Source organism: Pedobacter sp. 05T44, assembly GCF_056395985.1.
Genome location: NZ_JBFTKO010000007.1, coordinates 92534 through 117029, shown reverse-complemented (window position 1 = coordinate 117029; position 24496 = coordinate 92534). Strand labels below are relative to the sequence as shown.

General features: G+C 39.0%; 16 protein-coding genes, 1 tRNA gene and 1 riboswitch. Of the genes, 8 read left to right on the top strand and 9 right to left on the bottom strand.

The annotated features are described in order from the left end of the window. Window positions 1–182: 182 nt before the first annotated feature. Window positions 183–291: riboswitch (SAM riboswitch) on the bottom strand. 169 nt (window positions 292–460) lie between these two features. From AC1DDK_RS13220 to AC1DDK_RS13195, 6 genes are all read left to right on the top strand, one after another. Further along, window positions 461–3127 carry an alpha-L-rhamnosidase gene (locus AC1DDK_RS13220; protein ID WP_337716408.1) on the top strand — a complete coding sequence of 889 codons (2667 nt, stop codon included), beginning with the start codon at window positions 461–463 and terminating at the stop codon, window positions 3125–3127. A gap of 53 nt (window positions 3128–3180) precedes the next feature. After that, complete coding sequence (locus tag AC1DDK_RS13215; RefSeq protein ID WP_048907015.1) at window positions 3181–4209, top strand: GntR family transcriptional regulator; 1029 nt, start codon at window positions 3181–3183, stop codon at window positions 4207–4209. Between the two features lie 118 nt (window positions 4210–4327). Next, the gene (rhaT, locus tag AC1DDK_RS13210; protein ID WP_337716411.1) at window positions 4328–5407 is read left to right on the top strand and encodes an L-rhamnose/proton symporter RhaT; all 1080 of its coding nucleotides are present in this window, start codon (window positions 4328–4330) and stop codon (window positions 5405–5407) included. 28 nt (window positions 5408–5435) lie between these two features. Next, window positions 5436–7556: a bifunctional aldolase/short-chain dehydrogenase gene (locus AC1DDK_RS13205; RefSeq protein ID WP_337716413.1), complete on the top strand. Its 2121-nt coding sequence runs from the start codon at window positions 5436–5438 to the stop codon at window positions 7554–7556. A gap of 18 nt (window positions 7557–7574) precedes the next feature. After that, the gene (locus AC1DDK_RS13200; protein ID WP_337716415.1) at window positions 7575–8849 is read left to right on the top strand and encodes a sugar isomerase; all 1275 of its coding nucleotides are present in this window, start codon (window positions 7575–7577) and stop codon (window positions 8847–8849) included. Window positions 8850–8864: 15 nt separating this feature from the next. Further along, the gene (locus tag AC1DDK_RS13195) at window positions 8865–10223 is read left to right on the top strand and encodes an FGGY-family carbohydrate kinase (protein WP_172659529.1); all 1359 of its coding nucleotides are present in this window, start codon (window positions 8865–8867) and stop codon (window positions 10221–10223) included. A gap of 54 nt (window positions 10224–10277) precedes the next feature. Here AC1DDK_RS13195 and AC1DDK_RS13190 read toward each other — a convergent pair whose 3' ends face one another. Both AC1DDK_RS13190 and AC1DDK_RS13185 read right to left on the bottom strand, forming a co-directional pair. Continuing rightward, on the bottom strand, window positions 10278–11225 hold the full coding sequence (locus AC1DDK_RS13190) for an EamA family transporter (protein WP_337716417.1): 948 nt from the start codon (window positions 11223–11225) through the stop codon (window positions 10278–10280). 96 nt (window positions 11226–11321) lie between these two features. Then, the gene (locus AC1DDK_RS13185) at window positions 11322–12248 is read right to left on the bottom strand and encodes a hypothetical protein (protein WP_288881070.1); all 927 of its coding nucleotides are present in this window, start codon (window positions 12246–12248) and stop codon (window positions 11322–11324) included. 212 nt (window positions 12249–12460) lie between these two features. Here AC1DDK_RS13185 and AC1DDK_RS13180 point away from each other — a divergent pair. After that, a tRNA-Arg gene (locus tag AC1DDK_RS13180) sits at window positions 12461–12532 on the top strand. A 631-nt stretch (window positions 12533–13163) separates the two neighbouring features. Continuing rightward, window positions 13164–14570, top strand: coding sequence for a sialate O-acetylesterase (locus AC1DDK_RS13175; RefSeq protein WP_337716419.1), 1407 nt, complete (start codon window positions 13164–13166; stop codon window positions 14568–14570). An 18-nt stretch (window positions 14571–14588) separates the two neighbouring features. Here AC1DDK_RS13175 and AC1DDK_RS13170 read toward each other — a convergent pair whose 3' ends face one another. From AC1DDK_RS13170 to AC1DDK_RS13140, 7 genes are all read right to left on the bottom strand, one after another. Continuing rightward, window positions 14589–15383, bottom strand: a complete 795-nt coding sequence (locus tag AC1DDK_RS13170; protein WP_172659533.1) for an SDR family NAD(P)-dependent oxidoreductase — start codon at window positions 15381–15383, stop codon at window positions 14589–14591. Between the two features lie 101 nt (window positions 15384–15484). After that, complete coding sequence (locus tag AC1DDK_RS13165) at window positions 15485–16279, bottom strand: endonuclease/exonuclease/phosphatase family protein (protein ID WP_337716421.1); 795 nt, start codon at window positions 16277–16279, stop codon at window positions 15485–15487. Window positions 16280–16296: 17 nt separating this feature from the next. Then, window positions 16297–18045 (bottom strand): RagB/SusD family nutrient uptake outer membrane protein, encoded by a 1749-nt coding sequence (locus tag AC1DDK_RS13160; protein WP_337716423.1) that lies wholly within the window; start codon window positions 18043–18045, stop codon window positions 16297–16299. Window positions 18046–18062: 17 nt separating this feature from the next. Next, window positions 18063–21353, bottom strand: coding sequence for a SusC/RagA family TonB-linked outer membrane protein (locus AC1DDK_RS13155; RefSeq protein ID WP_337716425.1), 3291 nt, complete (start codon window positions 21351–21353; stop codon window positions 18063–18065). A 59-nt stretch (window positions 21354–21412) separates the two neighbouring features. Then, on the bottom strand, window positions 21413–22405 hold the full coding sequence (locus tag AC1DDK_RS13150) for a FecR family protein (RefSeq protein WP_337716426.1): 993 nt from the start codon (window positions 22403–22405) through the stop codon (window positions 21413–21415). Window positions 22406–22510: 105 nt separating this feature from the next. Continuing rightward, the gene (locus tag AC1DDK_RS13145) at window positions 22511–23065 is read right to left on the bottom strand and encodes an RNA polymerase sigma factor (protein ID WP_337716428.1); all 555 of its coding nucleotides are present in this window, start codon (window positions 23063–23065) and stop codon (window positions 22511–22513) included. A 59-nt stretch (window positions 23066–23124) separates the two neighbouring features. Next, complete coding sequence (locus AC1DDK_RS13140; RefSeq protein WP_337716430.1) at window positions 23125–24387, bottom strand: hypothetical protein; 1263 nt, start codon at window positions 24385–24387, stop codon at window positions 23125–23127. Between the last annotated feature and the right edge of the window lie 109 nt (window positions 24388–24496).

Here is a 24496-nt window from a genome sequence, read left to right as displayed (position 1 = left end):
TTTTGAGTGATCATAAGACCAGATGAAGGGTAATGAGATGGAGATGAGCAGCGCATTTCTTTTTGGTGTACTTTCTGTGTCATGTTTTTATACATTTATAGTTTAGGTCATCCCTTACATACTTTGTCGCGAACAGAATTAGATTTGGTTATGATGATTGATAAGGAGCATTGCGCTGTTTAATCTTATCTTTTCCGCTTTGCAGCGAATTGGAATTAGCACCTTTTACAATAAATTGTAGAGGTTGCTAAGACATCATAGGGCCAATCCCTCAGTCTTTCTTGATAAGCAGGAAGTTTTAAGAACCATTTGCTGCGACAAATATAAGAATAATCTAGTATTCCTATAGAAATTAATAAAATAAATATTCTGTATTTTGAGCAGGACAGTACAGGTTGCTGAAAATGACTAAGAAAATTAACATTGTAAACACACTAAACTTTACCTGAATTATATTCTAATGAAATTTCTTTATTCTTTCTTGCTGATGCTCTTCACCATTTCTATGGCAGAAAAAGCATACTCTAATGAAGTTAAACCCTCAGGTTTGCAATGCGAACATTTAATAAACCCAATTGGGGTAGATTTGTTAAATCCGCGCTTGTCGTGGATGATGACAGATACCCGTCAGGGTGCTAAACAAACTGCTTATAGAATTATTGTAGGTAAAGATTCATCAGAAGTAGCAAAAAAAAGGGGCCTTTCGTGGGAGTCGGGCAAAGTAGCCTCGTCTGCAAATCTTGTTAATTATAAAGGCAAAACCTTAGAGCCGTTCACTAAATACTACTGGTCTGTTGAGCTTTGGGATAAAGATGGTAAACCAGCTTCATCTGGCGGGGTAGCAACTTTCGAAACAGGAATGATGAAAGTCGACAACTGGAAAGGTACCTGGATCAGTGATGGTAACGATATCGATAAACGCGAGGCTCCATATTTCAGAAAAGTATTTGAACCTTCTAAAAAAATAAAATCTGCAAGGGCATATATTGCTGCTGCTGGTTTGTACGAATTATATTTAAATGGGAAAAAAGTAGGGAACCATAGACTTGACCCTATGTACACCCGTTTCGACAGACGTAACTTATATGTTTCTTACGATGTTACTGCCCAACTTCAAAAAGGTAAAAATGCTGTTGGTGTTTTACTTGGTAATGGATGGTATAACCATCAATCTATTGCGGTATGGAATTTTGACAAGGCACCCTGGAGAGCAAGACCTACTTTTTGTCTGGATTTAAGAATCACCTATGAAGATGGAACTGTTGATGTGGTTACTTCCGGGGGCGACTGGAAAACAAGTTCAAGTCCGATAGTACTCAACAATATTTACACTGCCGAGCATTATGATGCACGCAAGGAGCAACCGGGTTGGAATACTGCAGATTTTGATGATAAAAAGTGGAATGGCATCTCGCTTAGAGCTGCCCCGTCCAATAATGTTGTAAGTCAGGTTATGCAGCCAATTCGTAATGTCGAAGAAATTCCTTCTAAAACAATGCAAAAGGTTAACGACACTGTATATGTTTTTGATCTGGGCCGCAATATCTCTGGAGTTACAAAAATTAAAGTAAGCGGAGAGGAAGGCACTGTTATTCGTATTAAGCATGGCGAACGCTTGCATGCTAACGGAAGGCTAGACCTATCTAATATTGATGTTTACTATCGCCCTAAAGATAATACCGATCCTTTTCAAACAGATATCGTTACCTTATCAGGTAAAGGAGAACTTGAGTTTATGCCTAAGTTCAATTACAAAGGATTCCAGTATGTTGAGGTGATCAGCAGTAAGCCGGTACAATTAACCAAAGAAAGCATCACCGGTTACTTTATGCACAGTGATGTTACCCCGACAGGTAAAATAAGCTCTTCAAATAAGCTAATTGATCGACTATGGTGGGCAACTAACAATTCTTACTTGTCTAATCTAATGGGATATCCTACCGATTGTCCGCAAAGAGAAAAGAATGGATGGACTGGCGATGGACACTTTGCTGTTGAAACAGGCCTGTTTAATTTTGACGGTATTACAGTTTATGAAAAATGGCTTGCCGACCACAGGGACGAACAACAACCAAATGGCGTACTTCCTGATATTATACCTACAGGTGGATGGGGTTATGGATCGGCAAATGGAACTGACTGGACAAGTACAATTGCTATAATTCCATGGAATATATACATGTTTTATGGCGATAGTAAGTTGCTTTCAGATTCTTACAACAGCATTAAACGGTATGTGAATTACATAGAGCAAATTAGTCCTGCAGGATTAACAACCTTTGGCAGAGGCGATTGGGTGCCTGTTAAATCACAATCGTCATTGGAATATACCTCTTCTACTTATTACTATGTAGATGCAGTTATCCTTGCAAAGGCTGCAAAAATGTTTGGTAAGCAGGCCGATTATAGCTATTACAGCAACCTTGCAGAGAAAATTAAAAAGGCAATAAACGATAAGTATTTAAACCGCACAACGGGCATTTATGCATCAGGTGTACAAACTGAATTAAGTGTTGCCCTGCAATGGGGATTGGTACCTGAAGAGCTTATTACAAAAGTTGCAGAGAACCTTGCTAAAAGAGTTGCTGCCGATGGAATGCACCTTGACGTGGGTGTTTTGGGTGCAAAAGCAATATTAAATGCATTGAGTGACAATGGTCAGGCCGAAACAGCATATAAACTTGCAGCTCAGGATACCTACCCTTCATGGGGATGGTGGATTGTGAATGGAGCAACTACCTTATACGAAAACTGGGATATAAAAGCCGAAAGAGACATTTCTTTAAACCATATGATGTTTGGCGAAATAGGTGGCTGGTTCTTTAAAGGTTTGGGTGGAATTCACCCTGATGAACAACAACCGGGATTTAAGAATATTCAGCTTCGTCCTAATTTCGTTTCAGGGTTAGAACATTTCGAGGCAGAGCACGACGGTCCTTATGGTAAGATCATATCTTCATGGAAAAGATCAGGAAATGCTGTAATCTATACCGTAACTATTCCGGCAAATTCAAGTGCTACAATTACTTTCCCATTAACAGAGGGGAAAAAGGCCTTTAAAGATGGAAAAGCTGTTGCTGCCAAAACAAACATTGGAGCAGGTAAATATCAGTTTGAAATCAAATAGCAGTTATTTGTCTGGTATGGACCAATTGCATTAAATTACTTACTTTTAGAAAGATGAAGACTAAGTTTTTTGATTTTATTCATATTGATGAGTATTCTGCAACGCCTAAATATCTGCAACTGTCCAGTGCAATTATAAAAGCCGTTGAGCTGGGTAAATTAAAGAAAGACAATTTATTGCCTTCTATTAATGAGTTGAGCTATAAGTTGGAGATCTCGCGTGACACCGCTGAAAAAGGATACAAGTACCTTAAAAACATAGGTGTAATTAATTCCGTTCCGGGTAAAGGCTATTATATTGCCAATATAGATTTTAAGCAGAAACTAAAGGTGTTTCTGCTTTTCAATAAACTTAGCGCACACAAAAAGATTGTTTACGATGCATTTATTGCTGCATTGGGTGAGGATGTATCTGTAGATTTTTATATCTATAACAATGATTTCAGGCTTTTTAAACGATTTCTGACCGATAAAAAAGAAGAATATTCTCACTATGTGATCATTCCTCATTTTATTGAAGGCGAGGAATATGCCAGAGATATCATCAATACCATTCCAAAAGAAAAACTGGTTTTACTGGATAAAAAAATAAAAGGGGTTGATGGCGACTATGCTGCGGCTTATGAGAATTTTGAAAAGAATATTTACGACGCTTTGGAACAGGCCCGTAATGAGCTCAGCAAATACCACACACTAAAAATCATTTTCCCTAAAAAAAGCTATTTCCCTAAAGAGATTTTAGATGGGTTCCATCGCTTTTGTCAGCAGTATGCCTTTTCTCATCATGTAGTAAGTGATATATCTATTGAGCCAATAAACGAAGGAGAAGCTTTTATTAATTTAATGGAAGCCGATCTGGTTATTTTATTAGAACGGCTTATTAGTATGAAATATAAAATAGGAAAGAATGTAGGCGTAATATCTTACAATGAGACCCCTTTAAAGAAAATATTATTAAACGGTATTACTACTATTTCAACTGACTTTAAATTTATGGGTACAGTGGCTGCAAATCTTATCCTGGATAACTCCAGGCGCCATATCGAAGTACCTTTTTACTATACCCGCAGAGCATCAATCTAATTTTTTTTAGACTGTAACGAATTTATTTGTACTTCTTCATGATAGTACATGACAGTTTTAAAAATCTACTTGTATAAATTAGGCTTATTATTTTAACCAAATATAAAGTTCAATAAGTATGCAAGTAATTTTCGGGGTCATTTTCCATTTTATAGGAGGCTTTGCCTCTGGTAGTTTTTATATTCCTTATAAGAAGGTTAAGGGATGGGCCTGGGAGAGTTACTGGATTGTAGGTGGTATCTTTTCATGGTTGCTTGTGCCGCCTTTTGCAGCATGGCTTACTATTCCCGGTTTTACAGATATCATTGCTGCAACAAACGGTAAAATCTTATTACTTACTTACTTTTTCGGCGCCTTATGGGGAATAGGTGGCTTAACTTATGGTTTGGGTGTAAGGTATCTTGGGGTATCATTAGGAAGCTCTATTATTCTTGGATTATGTTCTGTTTTCGGAGCAATAATCCCTTCTGTATATTATAATTTTAATCCAAAACCGGGCAAGGATAGTTTAACAGATATGTTGAACAGCCAATGGGGGCAAATGGTTTTACTGGGTTTAGCAATCTGTGTTATCGGAATTATAGTTTGTGGCAAGGCCGGTGGCATGAAAGAAAAAGACCTGGTAGCGGCAGGTAAAGCCGATCCATCTAATGACGAATACAAAATTGGTCTGGGCCTTACTGTATCTATCATTTCAGGTATCCTTAGTGCTTGTTTTGCCTTTGGTATTGATGCCGGAAAAGACATGGCCAATGCCGCAAATGATATTTGGAAAAGCACACATCCGGGGCAGGGCGAATTCCTTTTCCAGAACAATGTAACCTATATCCTCATATTATGGGGAGGGTTAACTACCAACCTGATCTGGTGTATGATCTTGAATTTCCGTAACAAGACTTTTGGTGATTATACCAACAAAGAGACACCTCTTTTAAAGAACTACATATTTTCTGCGCTGGCAGGTACCACTTGGTTTTTGCAATTCTTCTTTTATGGAATGGGCGAAAGTAAACTAGGTAACGGAGCCAGTTCATGGATACTGCACATGGCATTTATCATTCTGATTGCTAACGCCTGGGGTCTTGCATTAAAGGAATGGTCGGGAGTTAAGAAGAAAACTTTCGGGACCGTGATAGCAGGTATAGCTATTATTATTATTTCTGTGCTAATTGTTGGCTACGGAAACTCAATCAAGTAAATACAAATTTAATTAATGAAATATTTTTATGACTGTTAGAACAACTGATTTTAAACATGTAAGTTATTTGTGGGATGATGCAAAGGCTGCAGAACTGGCTGGTGATGAGGTTGCATTGTTAATCTACCGTTCAAATTTACTAGGTGCTGATCTAAGACTTACAAATTACGGAGGTGGCAATACCTCTTGTAAGGCAATTACAAAGCACCCTTTAACCGGGCAGGATACCGAGGTAATGTGGGTTAAAGGATCCGGAGGAGATCTAGGTACATTGAAACAAAGCGGTTTAGCTGCATTGTATGTGGATAGCTTGCGAAATCTTAAAAATATTTACAGAGGACTTGCACATGAAGATGAAATGGTTGAATTATTTAACCATTGCATATATGACCTGAAATCTAAAGCTCCATCTATTGACACGCCATTACATGGTTTTTTACCTTTTAAACACATAGATCACCTGCATCCCGATGCTGCCATTGCAATAGCGGCAGCTAAAGATGGTGAACGTATCACTAAAGAATTATTTAACGGAACAATTGGCTGGGTGCCATGGCAAAAACCAGGTTTTGAGCTTGGATTGCAATTGCGTAAATGTTTAGATGACAATCCAGGCATAAGAGGCATTATGTTAGGCTCGCATGGGCTGTTTACCTGGGGAGATACAGCCTTCGAAAGTTATATCAATACACTTGAAGTAATAGAAAAATGTGCCGAATATCTTGAAGCCAACTACGGTAAGAAAAAACCTGTATTTGGAGGTCAGAAAATTGAAAGCGCCGCACAAAATCTACGGCGTAAGCAAGCCGCTGCTATTGCTCCTGTCTTAAGAGGATTCTGCTCAAGTGAAAACCATATGGCTGGTCATTTTACTGATGATGCAAGAGTGCTGGAGTTTATTAACTCTAATGATTTAGATCGTTTAGCACCACTTGGAACAAGTTGTCCTGATCATTTTCTGCGCACTAAGATAAGTCCGCTTGTACTTAAACTTGCTCCTAATGAAGACATCAGTGATGTTAAAGCGCTGAAAGAAAGATTGGCCCCTGAATTTGAAGCATATCGTAAAATGTATGCCGAATATTATAATTCTTGTAAACATGATAACAGTCCGGCGATGCGTGATGCTAATCCGGTAATTATATTATATCCTGGAATAGGAATGTTTTCTTTCTCTAAGGATAAACAAACTGCCAGAGTTGCTGCCGAGTTTTATACTAATGCCATCAATGTAATGAAAGGCGCTGAAGCCATATCTGAATACACTTCTTTACCGAGACAGGAAGCATTCAATATTGAATACTGGCTTTTGGAAGAGGCAAAATTGCAAAGAATGCCTAAACCAAAACCACTTTCGGGTAAAGTAGCCCTCATTACTGGCAGCGCCGGCGGTATTGGTAAAGCCATTGCCCGCAAATTTATAGAAGAAGGTGCATGTGCTGTAATCAATGATAATGATGCAGGCAGGCTGCAAAAAGCGAACGACAGCTTTAACAATGAGTTCGGTAAGGATGCTTATACTGCAGTAATATTAGATGTGACTGATTCAGCAAGCATTAAAAATGCTTTTGAAGAAGCAAGTCTGGAATTTGGAGGGGTAGATATAGTGGTAAATTGTGCCGGTATCTCTATTTCAAAACCTATTGAAGAGCATACTGAAAAAGATTGGGACCTTTTATATGATATTCTGGTAAAGGGCCAATTTCTAGTTACTCAGGCTGGAGTAGAGGTAATGCGTAAACAGGCTATTGGTGGCGATGTATTGAATATAGTTAGCAAAAATGCGTTGGTTTCAGGACCAAACAACGCGGGCTATGGATCTGCAAAAGCTGCTCAGTTACACTTAAGCAGATTAAATGCAGCTGAACTTGGGACAGATCATATCCGCGTAAACACAGTTAACCCTGATGCTGTAATATCAGACAGTAAGATTTGGGAAGGCGAATGGGCTGCAGGCAGAGCTAAAGCATATGGAATTACGGTACAAGAGTTGCCAGCTTTCTATGCAAAGCGTACCTTGCTTAATGAAGTGATATTGCCTGAGGATATTTCTAATGCATGTTTTGCTTTTGTTGGCGGACTAATGAATAAATCAACAGGTAATGTATTGAATGTGGATGGGGGCGTTGCAAATGCCTTTGTTCGTTAAAACTTAAAACCTACACAGATGAAACTAGAAAATTATCAATTAGAATCACATAATAGCGACCTTTTGGCCAAACATGAGCGTCAGCTTGATTTCATTACATCAGAAATTTCTAATGCTCAAAGTATTATTCAGAAACTGGTAGATTTCCAGATTGCTATTCCAAGTTGGGCTTTAGGTACAGGTGGAACAAGATTTGGGCGTTTCTCTTCAGGGGGTGAGCCTAGAAATCTGGAAGAAAAAATTGAAGATATAGGTTTGCTTCACAAGCTTAATGGCTCAAGCGGTGCTATTTCTTTGCACATTCCATGGGATGTTGCTGATAATACCAATGCAATTAAAGCTTTAGCTGCACAACATGGTTTACGTTTTGATGCTATGAACTCAAATACGTTTCAGGATCAGCCAGATCAGGCACAAAGTTATAAATTCGGGTCGTTACAGCATGTAGATAAAGCAGTGAGGAAACATGCCATTGACCATAACATAGAAGTTATTCGTCAGGGTGTTGAATTGGGATCTAAAGCACTTACTGTGTGGCTGGCAGATGGATCTTGTTTCCCGGGGCAGCTTAATTTCAGAAAAGCCTTCCATAACACTTTAGAAAGTTTACGCGAAATTTATGCGGCTTTACCAAATGACTGGAAGATATTTGTAGAGTATAAAGCTTTTGAGCCTAATTTTTATTCAACTACTGTTGGAGACTGGGGACAATCTTTATTATTTGCCAATAAACTAGGGCCAAAAGCATATACTTTGGTAGATCTTGGTCACCACCTGCCAAATGCAAATATTGAGCAAATTGTTTCGCTTTTGCTGATGGAAGAAAAGCTAGGTGGTTTCCATTTTAACGATTCAAAATATGGCGATGATGATTTAACCGCCGGTAGCATTAAACCGTATCAACTGTTCCTTATATTTAATGAACTTGTTGAAGGCATGGATGCCCGTGGAATGGATCATAGAGAAGATCTGGGTTGGATGATTGATGCATCACATAATGTAAAAGATCCGCTCGAAGACCTTTTACAATCTGTTGAAGCTATAATGATTGCTTACGCTCAGGCGCTATCTGTTGATCGTGTTGCTTTACAGGAAGCACAAGCTATTAATGATGTAGCACGCAGTCAGGAGATCTTACAGCAGGCTTTCAGAACAGACGTACGTCCGTTGGTAGCAGAAGCACGCTTACGTTCAGGAGCAGCATTATCACCACTTCAGGCTTTCAGAAAATTCAATGTGCGACAAGAGTTAATTAAAAACCGTGGAGCAAAAACGGTAGCAACAGGGTTGTAATTGATGGGAGTTAAAATGAAGGCAATCCCTGTAATAGCGATTTTCGATGTTGGTAAGACCAATAAGAAGCTGTTTCTTTTTGATGAGAACTATAAAATAGTTTTTGAGAGATCGGCACGGTTTACTGAAACTGTAGATGAGGATGGGGACCCGTGTGAGAATTTGGAAAGCCTAAGGCTATCTGTTTTTGATTCCTTAAGGGAGGTTTTTAGAAATCCGGCTTTCGAAATAAAGTCTATTAATTTTGCAACTTACGGTGCCAGCTTTGTTTATATAGATGAGGCCGGGAATCCTTTGGCACCACTATATAATTATCTGAAAGCCTATCCAGAGGAACTTACAGAACAATTCTATAATGCCTACGGGGGAAAAGAAGCATTCTCTAATCTCACCGCATCTCCGGTATTGGGGAGCCTGAATTCGGGAATGCAGTTGTATCGGATTAAGTACGAGAACCCTGACCTGTTTAAAAGAATAAAGTATGCGCTTCATTTGCCGCAATACCTTAGTTATCTGATTTCGGGCGAAGCATATTCTGATCTTACGAGTATTGGCTGTCATACCAATTTATGGGATTTCACTAAAAGCACTTACCATGAATGGGTTAAAAAGGAAGGTATATTGGAAAAGCTTGCACCTATTGTTCCTTCAAACAGTGTAATGCCAGCTGCATTTCCTGGCAACAATTATGCTGTAGGGGCAGGGTTTCATGATAGCTCAGCAGCTTTGGTGCCTTATCTGGTAAATTTCCATGAGCCATTTATTTTATTATCTACCGGTACATGGTGCATTAGCCTTAACCCTTTTAACGCTAGTCCGCTTACTGCAGAAGAGTTAGAAAATGATTGCCTTTGTTATTTGCAATACGAGGGTAAGCCGGTTAAAGCATCACGTCTTTTTTCAGGATATGAGCATGAACAACAGGTGAAACGAATTGCAGCTCATTTCGGTACAGACATCATCACTTATCGCTCTGTTCCGTACGATCCAAAGATCATTGAAGAGCTGGAGCATAAGCCCCAATCGGATATTACTTCTTTTGCAGAGCGTAACCTGGCAGACTATTCATCAGATATTATAGCTTATCATCAACTCGTTTTAGATCTGGTAAATCTGCAATATATAGCTACAAACAGGGTGCTTAAAGGCACCAAGGTAAAACGAATATTTGTAGACGGAGGATTTAGTAAAAACGCCATATTTATGAATTTGCTAGCCATTGCATTTCCTGAGCTTGAAGTATTTGCAGCCTTTATGGCGCAGGCAACTGCAGTAGGAGCGGCTTTGGCCATTCACAAATCATGGAACACTAAACCCTTACCAAATGATATTATTGAACTAAAGTATTATTCTGTAGTTCAGCACCAGAATTAATTATCGTGAGGCAAATTTAGCGGTAATTAATATTGGTTAATTTTAGTTTATGAATTAAGTCGCCTTAACGGGCGACTTTTTATATTTAGACAAGTTGATGAGTAAAACACTGGCCAGAATAACAATTAAACCCGTTATCTGAATAATGCTTATGATCTCATTTGCAAAAAATACAGCAAGTAATACCGCAACCACAGGGTTTACATAAGCGTAAGTACTTACTTGTGTTGCAGGGCGAACCTGTAGTAGCCATACATAGGCGCTAAATGCCACTATTGATCCGAATATGATCAGATAGGCAATTGACCACCATGCTGATTCGGAAACATTTTGAAACTGAAAACCATTCATTTCTCCGGCAATCATACTTCCCGGTATAAATAAAACTCCTGCAATTAACATCTGCCATGCAGTAGAAACCGATGCAGGAGTATCAGGCGCAGGATGATATTTTGAATACAACGATCCACCAGCCCAGCCAATCGGACCAATAATCAACAGGATCATTCCCAGAACATTTCGAGAATCTTGCTGCACAGAAAAACTAGCAGTTAGCTGTTCCCAAAATAAAAGGATTACACCTAAAAAGCCGATGATTAAACCGGCAACAGTAAATTTGTTGCTAAAGTTTTCTTTCCACTTGCCCTTATCTAATATCACAAACCAGATTGCGGCTGACGAAACCATAATGGCAACCAGTCCACTTGGTAAAAATTGTTCTACCCAGATCACTATTCCATTACCCACGCCGAGCATCAGTATACCACTTATACCTGCATGAAATATATTCTTTTTATTAAATACCGGCAAACCATTTAAAATACACCAGCTAAGCAGGAGTGTGCCCGCAATGATAAATCTAAATGCACCTAAAAAGAATGGTGGAAAGCCGGCTACAGCTTTAGAAATGAAAAAATAGGTTGATCCCCATACCGCGTAAACGATAAGAAAGGCCAACAGAACAAGTAAAAGTGGGGCAGATTTTTTTTGAACGGAGGGCATAATTATTTTTTAACAAATAGAACATTTATCAAAGAGAAAACCATTCTTTAATAAATTATATAACAATTCTATTACCAAAGGTGCCTTGTATTGGCTTTACAGCTCTTCTCCGGTTGTTGACCTTATTTCGTTTCTTACATTAATGCTAACACCGTCTTTATTAACCACCGAATAATCGATTTCAATTGAACTGCTGTTAATCTTTATTTCATTAATAACACCGCTTCTAATTTCTCCGATTTTTTCAAGAAGATCTATGTCGTATTTTACTGAATTATCAGCCAGTCTTTTACAAACAAAATGAAAATCGCTGGTTACCAGAATATATTCTGAATCAGAAAGGGCCTTTTCAGCGTATTTAAGGTCTCTTGGAGAAGGAAAACTTCCTGCCAGGGTTCCTTGCTGATTGTATATGTAATTTACAGAGCTTACAATCTTACCAGCAACGTCTAATTTGCTTTTTGTGATCTCGGTAAGGCTGTTAGTCCATGGCAACATTTCAGAAGTGAAAGGCTCATCTTTGCCAGGTATTACGGAGGTGTAAGTATTCGTAATTGCACTGCTGTTGATGTCAATTTTAGTGAAGTCTTCAATAAACGGATCGGCCGCATTATTTATCTGGCTTTCTCTCATTTGCCGGGTGATATAAATAACTTTATTTACTTCCTTTATTCTGATATAAAAATTATAACCTACCTGAACTTTGGTTCCACTGGCTGTTGGAATTTCAGTAGGGTCTTCGGTGTAAGTTTTAACCTTTAATTGATTGCCAGACCCATCAAAATAGCCGATCCAGTATTTTTTGTCCTTAGCTCCGGCAATTACATAACTGCCTTTACTATCTTTAAAAACCAATACTTTAACGATCAGGTTTTGTTTATCCGAGATTTTTAGATTTAATCTTTTAACCAAAGAGTCATTGCCTAAACTAACATCATCGCCAGGTTGGTTTTCAGCAGGTTTCTTACTGCAACTTGCAATTGCAAGGCATATCATTACCAATAGAGTTAAATGTAGTTTCATTAGGTTAGTTTGGTTCTTTGTTGTTGTATTGATTTTTCTGATCCGTACAGAACTTGATAAGGTAAATATATTGTTTTGTATTAAATAGTTAAAGCCTAATTGTTATATTTTTCTGGTGATGATAGTTATTATTGCTTTTAGTGTTAGATAATGCGTTAATGTCTGAAACAAGCATTAATGTATTCAATCAATTTTATATATTTGCGGACTTTGTCTTCGTAGTTCAATGGATAGAATGTCAGATTCCGGTTCTGATGATGGGGGTTCGAATCCCTTCGAGGACACACAATTTAGAAAACCGTCTTTATTTAATCAAGACGGTTTTTTTATTAATATACTTACTCATTGCTTCTTGTATTAGAGTATATAAATGGTTCGGTCCAGGCTTAGTAATAACAGGTGTTTCACAGGTGTTATATAGGTGTATAAGCGCGTAAAGTATTGTTATGAGTACTTCCATATTTAATGATCATGGCTGATATTATATGGAATCTGATAGGAGGGATATAAACGCAGAAAGCGTGGAACCCCACTTACCGAGCCAGAGGTCCTAGGAGACCGCGCAACGAAAAGCAGAGCCCACGCTTATCGCGTGAGCACTCTTCACTTATCCTCTTGCTGCTATTTGAAATTTCCTAGGTTTCTGGCTCAAGATTCTTAAGTGCTAAATGCCTCAAATATTTTGAAGATTTCGCAAATTTATAATATTAGCTTGTTACATATCTTTTTAGTTTTATCAAATATACTAAAGCCCTATTTAAGAACAGTAATTTCTATATAGTTAATTTGTGCAAGAATAATTAAAAATTTGAAAGAAAAATCAATATTTTGTAGATATTCAAATTGAATTGAATGATACCGAGAGTTTACTTTATAAATAATTTTATATATTAAAGGCATTGTAAATATAACCAAATGAAAAAACCCTTACTATTCCTGATCCTTACTTTTTTGACCTTTTCCCTATATGCAAATATCCGTTTGCCAAATATATTAGGCAGCAATATGGTATTACAGCAGAAATCAACCACTAAGTTTTGGGGCTGGGGTTTGCCTGGTGAAAAGATAAAAATTACTACTTCATGGGATAATAAAACCATAGAAGCATTAACAGATGGAAATGCAAGCTGGCAAATTAGTATTCAAACACCACAAGCAGGTGGACCCTATACTGTTTTGCTTGAAGGTGAAAATAAAATTACACTCGAAAATATATTTATAGGAGAAGTATGGGTGTGCAGCGGACAATCTAACATGGAATGGAGTCATAATAATGGACTTACAAGCATTAAAAACGAATTTTCGCAACTTAGCAAACTAAATATCAAACTATTCAGAATACCTAAAACAACTTCAAAAACACCTCAGGATAATACCGAGGGTACCTGGGTGGCTTGCGATAGCAATACCTTAAAGGCATTTAGTGCTGTAGGCTATTATTTTGGGAAAGAGCTGAATAAGGATTTGAATGTACCGATAGGACTGATCAGCAGCAATTGGGGCGGTACACCGGCCGAAGTTTGGACCCCTGAAAATTTAGTAGAAGGTAACACGGTTTTAAAGGATGCAGCAGCAAAAAAAACGCCTGCTCCATGGTGGCCTACTGCCCCAGGTTATGCTTACAATGCAATGATTGCCCCGCTCGTTAATTATAACATAGCAGGTTCAATCTGGTACCAAGGCGAAAGTAACACCACAACTGCATCAAGTTATACTGAATTAATGAATACCATGATAAGTGCCTGGCGCAAGGCCTGGAATAACAATTTCCCATTTTATTATGTACAAATAGCTCCTTATAAGTATGATAGTTATAATATCGGTGCATTATTGAGGGAAGCACAGACAAAGAATCTGGCTACAGAAAAAACAGGAATGGTAGTAGTTTCAGATTTGGTTAGCGATACACTAAACATCCATCCGACCAATAAGAAGGATGTAGGTCTGCGGTTGGCCAATTTGGCTTTAGTCGAGACTTACGGTTTAAAAAAAAGCGCATATAAAAGCCCGATTTTTAACTCTTTAAATGTAAATGGAAGTAATGCAGAGATTGATTTAGATTACGCCGAAACAGGATTAATGCTGAAGGGCGACAAACCAAAGGAGATTTTTATAGCTGGCGCCGATAAGGTGTTTCACCCTGCAACGGTTAAAATAAAAGGAAATAAAATCATTGTTTCAAATAAGCTGGTAAAAGTACCGGTTGCTGTTCGCTACCAATTTAGCAATGCAGGCCTAGGTAACCTTTTTAGTAAAGCTGGCTTGCCCGTAGCACCTTTTAGAACAGACGATTGGGAACTTGATATCAGTAAGATAAAGTAATATTTGACAGCTTTTTCTTTATAAAATCGATCTTACCAATCCACCTTCAACCCGAATTGCAGCTCCATTTGTACCAGATGCTAATGGACTTGCATAGTAGGTAACGGTATTGGCAATTTCATCAACCGAAAGAAATCTCTGCAGCAAAGAGGTTGGACGCATGTTCTTAAAGAAATCGACTTCTACTTCGGCAACCGAAATGTTTCCTGCTTTTGCTAAATCTTCAATAAAAGTGCCTACACCCTGAGATTTAGTTGGGCCAGGAAGAATACTGTTTACTGTTACTCCAGTGTTCTTACTAAGCTCGGCCAGGCCTCTGCTAATGGCTAACTGTGCTGTTTTTGTCATCCCGTAGTGGATCATTTCATCCGGAATAAAAACTGCGGATTCGCTTGAAATAAATATGATCCGACCCCAGTTTTTCTTTAGCATTTTTGGAAATAGGTTACGGGATAGTCTGATGCCACTCATTACGTTTACTTCAAAAAACCTGAACCAATCCTCATCCGGTATTTCTTCAAAGGGTTTTGGTTCAAAAATACCTGCATTGTTAACGAGTATATCAATATCGGGAAGGCTTTTGATTAATGTATTCACTTCTTCAGTATTTCCGAAATCGGCAGCCAGGCCTGAAACATCTGCACCCTTTACAAGGCTTTTTAATTTTTCAACGGCATCGGCAACACCACGTTCGGCGCGACCGTTGATAATCACTTTTACGCCTTCTTTTAATAAGCTGTGTGCAATTGCAAATCCTATTCCTGCTGTAGAACCACTAATAAAAGCGACTTTACCCTGAAGTTTTAAATCCATAATCTAAATTTAAGTTAAAACAAATATACATTATGAAGATCGGAAGTAGGAGATAATTAAGCGCGTATCTGCGCATGCAGTTACGCGCTTAATTAAAGTTCTTATTTGGAGTAAGTAACTACCAAAGGAAGGTGATCTGAGGCATGAATATCATTTATAACCTGATGAGAGGCAACCTTAAGTTTACTTCCTTTTTTTAAGAGAATAAAATCAATCTCTTTATCAGGATTTACATCTGGGATAGTAGGTGCACAGTTCTGATCGCAGCTGCGGGTAAAATGTTTCTCCAATATAGCCATAGCAGGGGTAGTAGCGGTAAGGTTAAGGTCACCGGCTAAAATAACCTCTGTTTTCCTATTTCCCAATATCTTGTTGATCTCGGCAACTTGTAATAAACGGTGCTCATTATTCAGGTCAAGATGGGTACAGGCAAAGTCCAATTTGCTGCCATTTGGCAGTGTAACATTTACTATTGCCAATGAGCGTTGCTCTGCTTTTAGTCCTTCTTTAAACGGAAGGGGGAAACGCTCAGATTTGTTGATTTTAAATTTAGAGAGTATAGCTACACCATATTCTCCTCCGTCGTAATCTATTCCTTTTGAAAAGAAACTATACATGCCTGTTAATTCTGCCAGCTTTTTTACCTGATCAACATTACCGCTTCGCGGAGTTAATACATCCAGTTCCTGCAAAGCTACAAGATCTGGCGACTGACTTTTAATGACATCAGCTATTGCCTGAAGATCAATTACGCCTTCCTGAGCAGGTGGATTTGCGTGATGAATGTTATAGGTCATTACTTTTAAAGAGTCTGTATTTGTGCTATTTGCCATAGCAAGCATACTACAGTTACTTAGGGCCAAAATTACCACCAGATGTTTAAGATATGTTTTCATATATGTGTTATTATAAATTAATTTTTGCCTTCCCAATTAGGATTTTGTACCAGGTTCCCATTCAACTGAAGCTCTTGTATTGGAATTGGAAATAGATAGTCTCTGTCTTCACGGAACGTTTTTGGTGTGCCCGGATTAACCAATACGTTGCCACCGCTAGTGTTGTTCTCAAGGATGATCTCACTTCCTAGTTTCAAAAACTGTACTCCTGGTCCTGTGGGTTTGTTGCCAGTATAAATTTCCACATCAGTTGTCCCGTTTTTATCCAGATCATATTTACCAAGCCCCGGGAAATACATGCCTTTATACGGTTCTGCATTCAGGTGTCCTTCTTTCCATCTCATCAGATCATTCCAACGCAGGCTTTCCATTACCAGTTCAATTCTGCGCTCACGTCTAACTTCTAAAATCAAACCTTTGTTTCCTCCATTTACATTTCGATACTGTGCAGCAAGATAAGCATCGGGGTTAGCATTTGCAGCAACAATATTTAAATTGGGCATTGCAACTCTATCGCGTAATAGTTTAACTGATTTGTCAATATCTGGTTGTGTTGCTTCTCCCAGTTCAGCTTTTGCTTCAGCGAAATTTAGCAATACCTCTGCCATTCTAAAAATAGGCATATCGTTATCAGATTTATTGAATGAGTCATTTGCTTCGCTTGTTACGTATTTTATAACCTGGTAACCAGTAGTTGAGGCATTAAACTCGGGTACTAAAATTTTGGTATTTCCTATACGCGTGTAGCCAGGCGTACGGATGGTTTGTGCTAAGCGTGGATCACGGTTTTGTACTTCTTCGTAAAATTGGATCTTATTAAATTCCGGTTTGTCGGTAAACCTGCTGCCGTCTTTCATGAGGTAGGTGTTTACCAGACTTTTGTTTAAACCCGGCCTGCCATACGATGCCGTAATGGTATAATAATTTAAGTTATGCCAAACTTGCAATCCGTTACTAAAACGTCTGGTTAAAATAACTTCCTGATCTATTGCAGCTTTCGAGGCAAAGAGATCGAAGTAAGACTTTTCTGGGGTTGATTTATATATGCTATACGGACCTGTGGTCATTAATTGATCTGAAGCTGAAACGGCTTCGCGCAGGAAACGATCGGCATCTGGTAGCGAAAATTCAGAATGATATTTTCTGAATGTACCTTCAAAAAGACATATTCTGGATTTTAGTGCCAGCGCAGTCCATTTAGTTACCCGTTCTACATTCTTGCCCTCATCAGCATTAGCAATGGCAAAATCAAGATCCGCAAGTACAGAATCCATTACCTGAGCCCTTGGTGTGCGTGCTTTTGATAAGGCCTCTTCGTCCTCAAACGCAATGGTTTTTGAGTACCATGGTACATCACCAAATCTGGAAACTTTGTCGAAGTAAAAGTATGCCCTGAAAAACCTTGCTACTGCTGCATACTTTTTACCGGCTTCTGCAGGCATAATGTTGTCGTAATTTTCCAGAAAGTAATTGATCTTTCTCAGTTCAGTCCATGTCCAGCCACCTCCGGAAATAGGTACTGTACGGTTTCCTGTAATCAGCTCTCCAAGATCGGACTTTACCACGTTATCTACAGCCTCGTTATAGATGCCTTCGGCAGAGGGAATAACAGTATAGAAGGAATTGGTATAAAGTTTTAGATCGCTTTCTGTTCTGAAAAAAGCATCAGGTGAAATTTGAGCCAAAGGTTGCCTGTCAAGGAAGTCCTTTTTACATGCCGTAAAAAGGATGCAAAGGGCAATTATTGATATTTTTATATTTTTCATCTTAGTATAGTTAATAGTTAAAAGGATACATCTAAACCGAAAGAGTAAAGTTTACTGAAAGGATATACCCTTGCGTTTGGATCTGCAGTAGAATTGTTATAATCGCCGGCTGCTTGCTCTGGGTCGATATAGTTCGAGCGCAGTTTGGTGAAAGTAAACAGGTTCTCTCCACTTAAATACACCCTTACTTTTGACAACTTTATCTTTTTCAATAGGGTTTCGGGCATGCTAAATCCTATAGTTAGATTTTTTAATCTGATGTATGCCAGATCCTGTAAATACTTATCGTTTTTAACATTTAACTCTCCTCTGTCATTTAATGCCTCGTAACCCCGCAGTTTTGGGAAATAAGCATTTGGGTTTTGGGGAGTCCATACGTCACTTAGGAAGTCTTTATCTACGAAAGAGTAATATGGACGAGAGAAGGGACCCCAGAATTTATCGGCATTGTTTCCAGGATACCACTGTTGTTTTCCTATTCCCTGGAACATCACCGAAAGGTCAAAGTTACCCCAGTTGAATCCTGCGTTGATACCATAAGAATAACGAGGCAGAGAGTTCCCTATCACCTCCATATCTCCATGATCTGTTAGTGTGTTTTTTCCATTATTTACCACTCCATCGCCGTTGATGTCGAGAAATTTTATATCACCGGCAGATAGTTTAGCCCAGTTTCCAGGTGCTTTTAAGCGTTGTTGATTAACATAGTCCTGATTTACTTTATAAGCCTGGGCTTCTGCATCTGTTTGGAAGAAACCGCCTACACGATAACCCCAAATCTCGCCTATTTGTTGCCCCACATAGTAGTTGCTCAGCAGGTTGTTTGGATTATCAAATCGGGTGATCTCGGCAGTGTAATCTGATATGCCAAAGCCAACATTCCAGTTAAATGGTTTTCCGGCCAATGAGCCGTTCTGTGTCCAGTTTAGGGCAAGTTCCCAGCCCTTGCTTTGCAAATCTGCTGCATTTTGTTTTGGTGAAGCAGCACCGAAAACCGAGGATACAGTTTTTCCGGCTGTTAACATGTCGAAAGTATTTCGAACATAGTAATCAAATGTAGCAGTTAAACGATTATCCAGAAATCCTGCATCTACTCCAAAGTTTGCAGAAGTTGCTCTTTCCCATGTTAGGTTAGGAGAAATAGGAGTTGGAGAGGATAAATATTCAGTCTTTTTTCCATCAGTTATATAGTCTATAGTTCCACGGGATAGTAGTGGGATATAGCCATATTCTGCTGCTTCTTGCTGATTGCCGAGCGAACCATAGGATCCTCTGAATTTAAGCTCGTCAACAATTCCTTTTAAGGGAAAGAATTTCTCCTGACTGATACGCCATCCTGCTGAAATGGAAGGGAAAAATCCAAAGCGACTTCCCGGAGGAAATTTAGAGGTGCCATCATAACGTCCATTTATTTCTAAAAGATATCGGCCTTCGTAATCATAATTTACCCTAAAGAATCCTCCTAGCAATGCATATTCATTGGCATTTCCATTAGCAAGAACATCACCTGATCCAAGATCGAGATCATTTAGGTCTTGTGATATTAGGTCGTTTCTTTGTGCAAACACTCTTTTGTAAGTATTTAATTCCTGATTATAACCTAGTAATGCTTTGAAGGTGTGTTTGCCTAATGTTTTGGTATAATCTCCGAATATATTTACGACATGTGATTGCCTTGTGTAATTGGTTTCATAATACTGATCAAACCCAAACTGACTGATCACTCCGGGATATATTGACCATGGTGCCTGTGCTCTGCGTGCCCAGTTGCTCGATGGCTTAAAGGTATAGGTGTAGTTACCTTTTAGTTCCAGTCCTTCGGCTAAATGAGCATTTACGTTAAATAGGTTGATGAACTCATATTCTTTTTCGTTCCCTTTAGATTTGCCATGCAGCAAATCTGCAAAAAGACCATCGCCAATAGTGTAGTTGTTCAGTTCTGTACGATAGGTTGCTGTGCCGTCTGGATTCATTGGCAAATAGGATGGTAATGCGTGTACGGATACTGAAACAAAATTGGCATTTACACCCCATCCTGGATAATCGTAGTTAGAAGCGTTGAACTGTAAGTTATTACCAACGGTTAACCATTTGTTTACTTTGGTATTTACTTTAGCACGTAGGTTATAGGATTTGTACTTGTCCTGATTTATTTGCATCATTCCGTTTTTCTGATACATACGTCCGGAAAACAGAAAATCAGTATTTTCACTTCCGCCAGACACAGATAGGGTATGATCCATACTAGTCTGCCTATCACGGAATATGGTATGCCACCAATCAGTATCGCCATAATAAACATACTGGTCTTTACCTTTTCTGTTGTCAATAATGTAATCAGGAAGGCTTTTGTCGGTTCTGCGTCTTAACAGGTATGCGTAATCCTCGTCCGTATAACCTGTATATGAATTTCCTACTGCACGGATAAAGGCCTCATCGTTCATTTTTGCAGCATCATAAGCATCGGTCATAAAATCGGTACTTGTTGTTGGGGCTGTAAAACCAAAATTATTGCTGTAACTGATTGTAGTTCTGCCTTTCTTCCCGTTTTTAGTGGTTACCAGAACTACACCGAAAGCGGCACGGGCACCATATATAGCGGCTGACGAGGCATCTTTTAGTACGGAGATGCTCGCTACGTCTTTAGGGTTCAGGTTGTTTATTGAACCGGGAACACCATCAACCAATACGAGTGGACTACCGCCGCTACCACCACTGTTAATAGAGGTAAAACCACGTACATTAATCTTTCCATCTGATCCTGGTCTGCCGTCTCCAAAGGAGATATTTAAATTGGGAACGGCTCCTTGTAAGCCCTGGGTTATGTTGGCTATCGGACGATCTTCAAGCGTTTTGGTGTTTACAGTGGCTACGGCACCTGTCAGGTTCACTTTTTTCTGCGTGCCATAACCAACTACTACAACCTCATTCAGGTCGCTCTGATCTTCCAGCATTCTCACAATTAATGAAATTTGCTCGCCGGCTTTAATTTCATAATTCTTTAAGTTTTGCGTGCGAAAGCCAACGTAACTGATTATAAATGAATATCCTTTACCAGCAGGCAGATCGGTAAAGGTGAATAAACCTTTACTATCGCTGGATGTGGTTTTTTTTAGCTGAGTAGACTCGTTAACAGCCATAACAGAAACACCAACAAGTGGGAGGCCCTTTTCGTCGTTAATTGAACCGGTTACCTTGCCCCCCGTATTTACCTGGGCAAGACCCAGAGAGGTGATGCTGAGCCCTAGCAGAAGTAATAGGAGCCTTCTGCTAAAGCGTTTTAAAAAAAGAGTAATTTTTAACTGCATGATTTTGGTTGTTTAAAGTAGATTGTGATTTATTATGGTTTTTATTAAATGATGATTTCTTATTTTTCTTCTGTAATTTGATAAGAGCTATCAGGAAGCTCAGTTATAGTCAGGTTGTTTAGCAATGCGATTTTATTCAGTATTTCTTTCAGCTTGTCTGTTCCATTGAATTGCCCGGTTAAAAGGATTGGCTTTTGAACTTTATTGCAATTTATTGGTCGGTTATAGCGCTCTGAAAGTTCTGAGCAAACTTGCGCTAATGGTGTTTTATCAAATTCGAGTACCCCACCAACCATAGGAGCTGTGTTTTCAATTGCAGATGGTTTTGGTTTTTTTATTTGCATTTGTTGTCTTAAGCCTTGCTCAAACTGAGTAATTTTTACTTTTCCGGCAGCGTAGCGAAACTGCTGGCCAGGATAAAGTATAACCTGGTTGAATGGTTCTTTTGATGCCCCGGTTGCTCTTTCTATCATTATTTTTCCTTTAAAGAGTCGCACCTCTACGTTAGTTCCTTTAAAGGCTCTTACACGGAAGGAGGTTCCTAGGGCTGTGGTATTGATGCCTTCTCCTGTAACTGTAAATGGACGGGTGCTATCATGGGCTACATCAAACGTGGCCTCGCCTTGCAGCATTAGATTTCGTTGGCTTGGGGGGAATGGTTGTTGGTATTGAAGGGTGCTGTTCGGACTCAATTTAACAACGGAGCCATCTTTTAAATTGATTACCTGTGCCGTTGAATCGGAATTGTGTATTGTAATCTGCTTATTTTGAGACGCGGGTTGTTGATAAGATAGTTGTTGTTTATTTCCTTCTGGAACAAGGTATTTCACTGTAAGTATTGTTAGAACAGCGTAAGCCAGTACGGCAGCAACGGCTGTCCAATTGAATTGCTGCCACCATAGTATTTTAACACGCCCGGCTTCTATCCATTCTTCTTCCGGCAGCAAACGTTCTAATAAGCCCGGATCATTCTTAAGACAATTGTGTACATATTCTGCCTCAGAGGGGCTGCATTGTTGATTGAGGAATTTTTGAAGCAGTTGCTTGTCCATTTTGATCGCATTTATAATACTAATACGCAGCCAAAATGCTTTGCCTCTGCTCTTTACATAAATTTAATGTTATTAATATTTTGGTAACATGAGGGTCGAAGCGTGTTACAGGAAAAAAAAGAAAACATTGTCTCTTAATTTTCTCCTAAGGAGCTTTAGGGCTTTTCCGATATGGTCTTCTACGGTGCTGGTAGAGATAGACATCATTTGTGCAATTTCTTTATGGGAATACCCTTCGATCCGGCTTAGCTGGAAGACCTTTTTCCTTGCCGGAGGTAATGCCGAAATTGCAGAATGGATGTCGTCATTAAGCTGTTTTACCAGGGCATCATTGATTGCAGAAGGTTCTCCAACAACATCAAGGTAACCCATTTCTGTGCTTTTGCGTACGGCTAACCGTCTTATTTCATCAATCATTACTGTTCTGCAAATTCTGAATAGCTGTACATTTAGGGCTATATTTGGGTTTAATGCAGATGCATTTTTCCAAAGTTTAATAAAGCTCAACTGAGCCAGCTCTTCAGCGAATGTTACAGATCCGGTACGCTTGAATAAATAAGTATAAGCTTGACGATGGTAAGTGGAATAAACGTTCGAAAAAGCTTTATCACTACCGGCTATTAGATCAATAAGGAGAGCATGATCATCTTTCGGGTACATCTACATCATTTTGATCTGCAAAAAGAAACAAATAGTGTTGCAGAAAATATATAAACAGATTAATTTTTTGTTAAGTCTGCGCTGGTTCTGCCTTTGGCCCAAATATCTCTGATTGTATCTTCATCGCCATGTCCATTAGGCACGGCGGCACTGCGGTTATTGGCATCATACCATTTCTTATTGGTAAGTTTTGTAGTTTGTCTGCTCCCTGGCATTTCAAGAAATCCATTAGGATCAGCCTTTGCAAGCCAATTATAGGCATGGTGTAGCCAATCTCGACGGTATTGATCACTTTGCTTTGCAAACCAGCTGATCTCATCGTACCCCCAAACGTAAATATCTCCAACAGGTTTGCCCGGCGACTTACTTGCACCAAAGTTATCCAGCTCTGCCAAGTAGGGTAGGTGTTCGCATGTCCAGCCACTTGGAGTTATTCCGCCTTTGCTGCGGTTAAAAAGAGCGTCAGAATGCCCAACTTTAAGAATTGCTTCTTCCGGTTTTTCAGGTGTTTCCAGAATCCTTAAAGGGAAAGAATGAAAGTCCATAAGCAATTTGCCTTCGCGTACAAAGCCACCACTTGGAACATGTGAGTCGCATATCAGCATCTTTCTTCTGGCATGCTTAGCTGCATAACCTCTGATAAGATCTAATACCTGCGCATAATGATCAAGGTTCTTATCATTTTTATTCATTAACTCAACCTGGCCAAAGTGTATACCTTCTATGCCTGCATCAATATATGAAGCGGCAAGAAAATAGAAGAGTAGTTTTGTTTCAGATCTGCTGATGTCGGGCACGCCCGAATTTCCCCAATGTTTATTCATTCTTCCGTCCGCATAAAGTATATCTGAATAGCGGAAGTTTCGTTTTTCAACCGGAAGGCTGAGTGCTTTAAATGCCCATTCCGGTACAGGAACTTTTTCAATTTCAGGGGTAACGATTTCAAAGATACAAGCTTGTAAAATGATATCCGGATCTACCTGATGTACTCTAGCTGCCAGCTGTTTTTCCTGCTCAAAGTTCTTTAAAAGATCAGCTTCGCCTCCCCACTGGCAAACTGCGCGACCGATGAACTTAGCACCTATGTTTTTAATCATCCTTAAGTTATCGTCAAAATTGCCTTCTCCGGTAAGCATCCTTTGCATAGTTATTGAACGATCTAAATAATTTTCCAATACTTTTCTTGAGATCTTGCCTTTAAACTTATAGTCAGTTTTTTGAGGAGAAGTAGTTGCTGCTGTATGTATGCCTGCTATGGCAGAATTAATGAGGCAAATAAAAGTCAGCATTAATAAAGTTGACTTTAAAAACTTAGGGTTCATATAATCAATATTAGGGTGGTAGTGGTTGTTTATCAAACTTAACCAGTATGCGTATCAAATACTTATTATTGAATGTAAAGTAATTGATACGCAGTCGGTTTTGAAAAAT

What these genes read in the sequence shown, in the direction of transcription:
- AC1DDK_RS13220 (WP_337716408.1), top strand. Translation starts at nt 461, where the DNA reads ATGAAATTTCTTTATTCTTTCTTGCTGATGCTCTTCACCATTTCTATG.
- AC1DDK_RS13215 (WP_048907015.1), top strand. Translation starts at nt 3,181, where the DNA reads ATGAAGACTAAGTTTTTTGATTTTATTCATATTGATGAGTATTCTGCA.
- rhaT (WP_337716411.1), top strand. Translation starts at nt 4,328, where the DNA reads ATGCAAGTAATTTTCGGGGTCATTTTCCATTTTATAGGAGGCTTTGCC.
- AC1DDK_RS13205 (WP_337716413.1), top strand. Translation starts at nt 5,436, where the DNA reads ATGACTGTTAGAACAACTGATTTTAAACATGTAAGTTATTTGTGGGAT.
- AC1DDK_RS13200 (WP_337716415.1), top strand. Translation starts at nt 7,575, where the DNA reads ATGAAACTAGAAAATTATCAATTAGAATCACATAATAGCGACCTTTTG.
- AC1DDK_RS13195 (WP_172659529.1), top strand. Translation starts at nt 8,865, where the DNA reads ATGAAGGCAATCCCTGTAATAGCGATTTTCGATGTTGGTAAGACCAAT.
- AC1DDK_RS13190 (WP_337716417.1), bottom strand. Translation starts at nt 11,225, where the DNA reads ATGCCCTCCGTTCAAAAAAAATCTGCCCCACTTTTACTTGTTCTGTTG.
- AC1DDK_RS13185 (WP_288881070.1), bottom strand. Translation starts at nt 12,248, where the DNA reads ATGAAACTACATTTAACTCTATTGGTAATGATATGCCTTGCAATTGCA.
- AC1DDK_RS13175 (WP_337716419.1), top strand. Translation starts at nt 13,164, where the DNA reads ATGAAAAAACCCTTACTATTCCTGATCCTTACTTTTTTGACCTTTTCC.
- AC1DDK_RS13170 (WP_172659533.1), bottom strand. Translation starts at nt 15,383, where the DNA reads ATGGATTTAAAACTTCAGGGTAAAGTCGCTTTTATTAGTGGTTCTACA.
- AC1DDK_RS13165 (WP_337716421.1), bottom strand. Translation starts at nt 16,279, where the DNA reads ATGAAAACATATCTTAAACATCTGGTGGTAATTTTGGCCCTAAGTAAC.
- AC1DDK_RS13160 (WP_337716423.1), bottom strand. Translation starts at nt 18,045, where the DNA reads ATGAAAAATATAAAAATATCAATAATTGCCCTTTGCATCCTTTTTACG.
- AC1DDK_RS13155 (WP_337716425.1), bottom strand. Translation starts at nt 21,353, where the DNA reads ATGCAGTTAAAAATTACTCTTTTTTTAAAACGCTTTAGCAGAAGGCTC.
- AC1DDK_RS13150 (WP_337716426.1), bottom strand. Translation starts at nt 22,405, where the DNA reads ATGGACAAGCAACTGCTTCAAAAATTCCTCAATCAACAATGCAGCCCC.
- AC1DDK_RS13145 (WP_337716428.1), bottom strand. Translation starts at nt 23,065, where the DNA reads ATGTACCCGAAAGATGATCATGCTCTCCTTATTGATCTAATAGCCGGT.
- AC1DDK_RS13140 (WP_337716430.1), bottom strand. Translation starts at nt 24,387, where the DNA reads ATGAACCCTAAGTTTTTAAAGTCAACTTTATTAATGCTGACTTTTATT.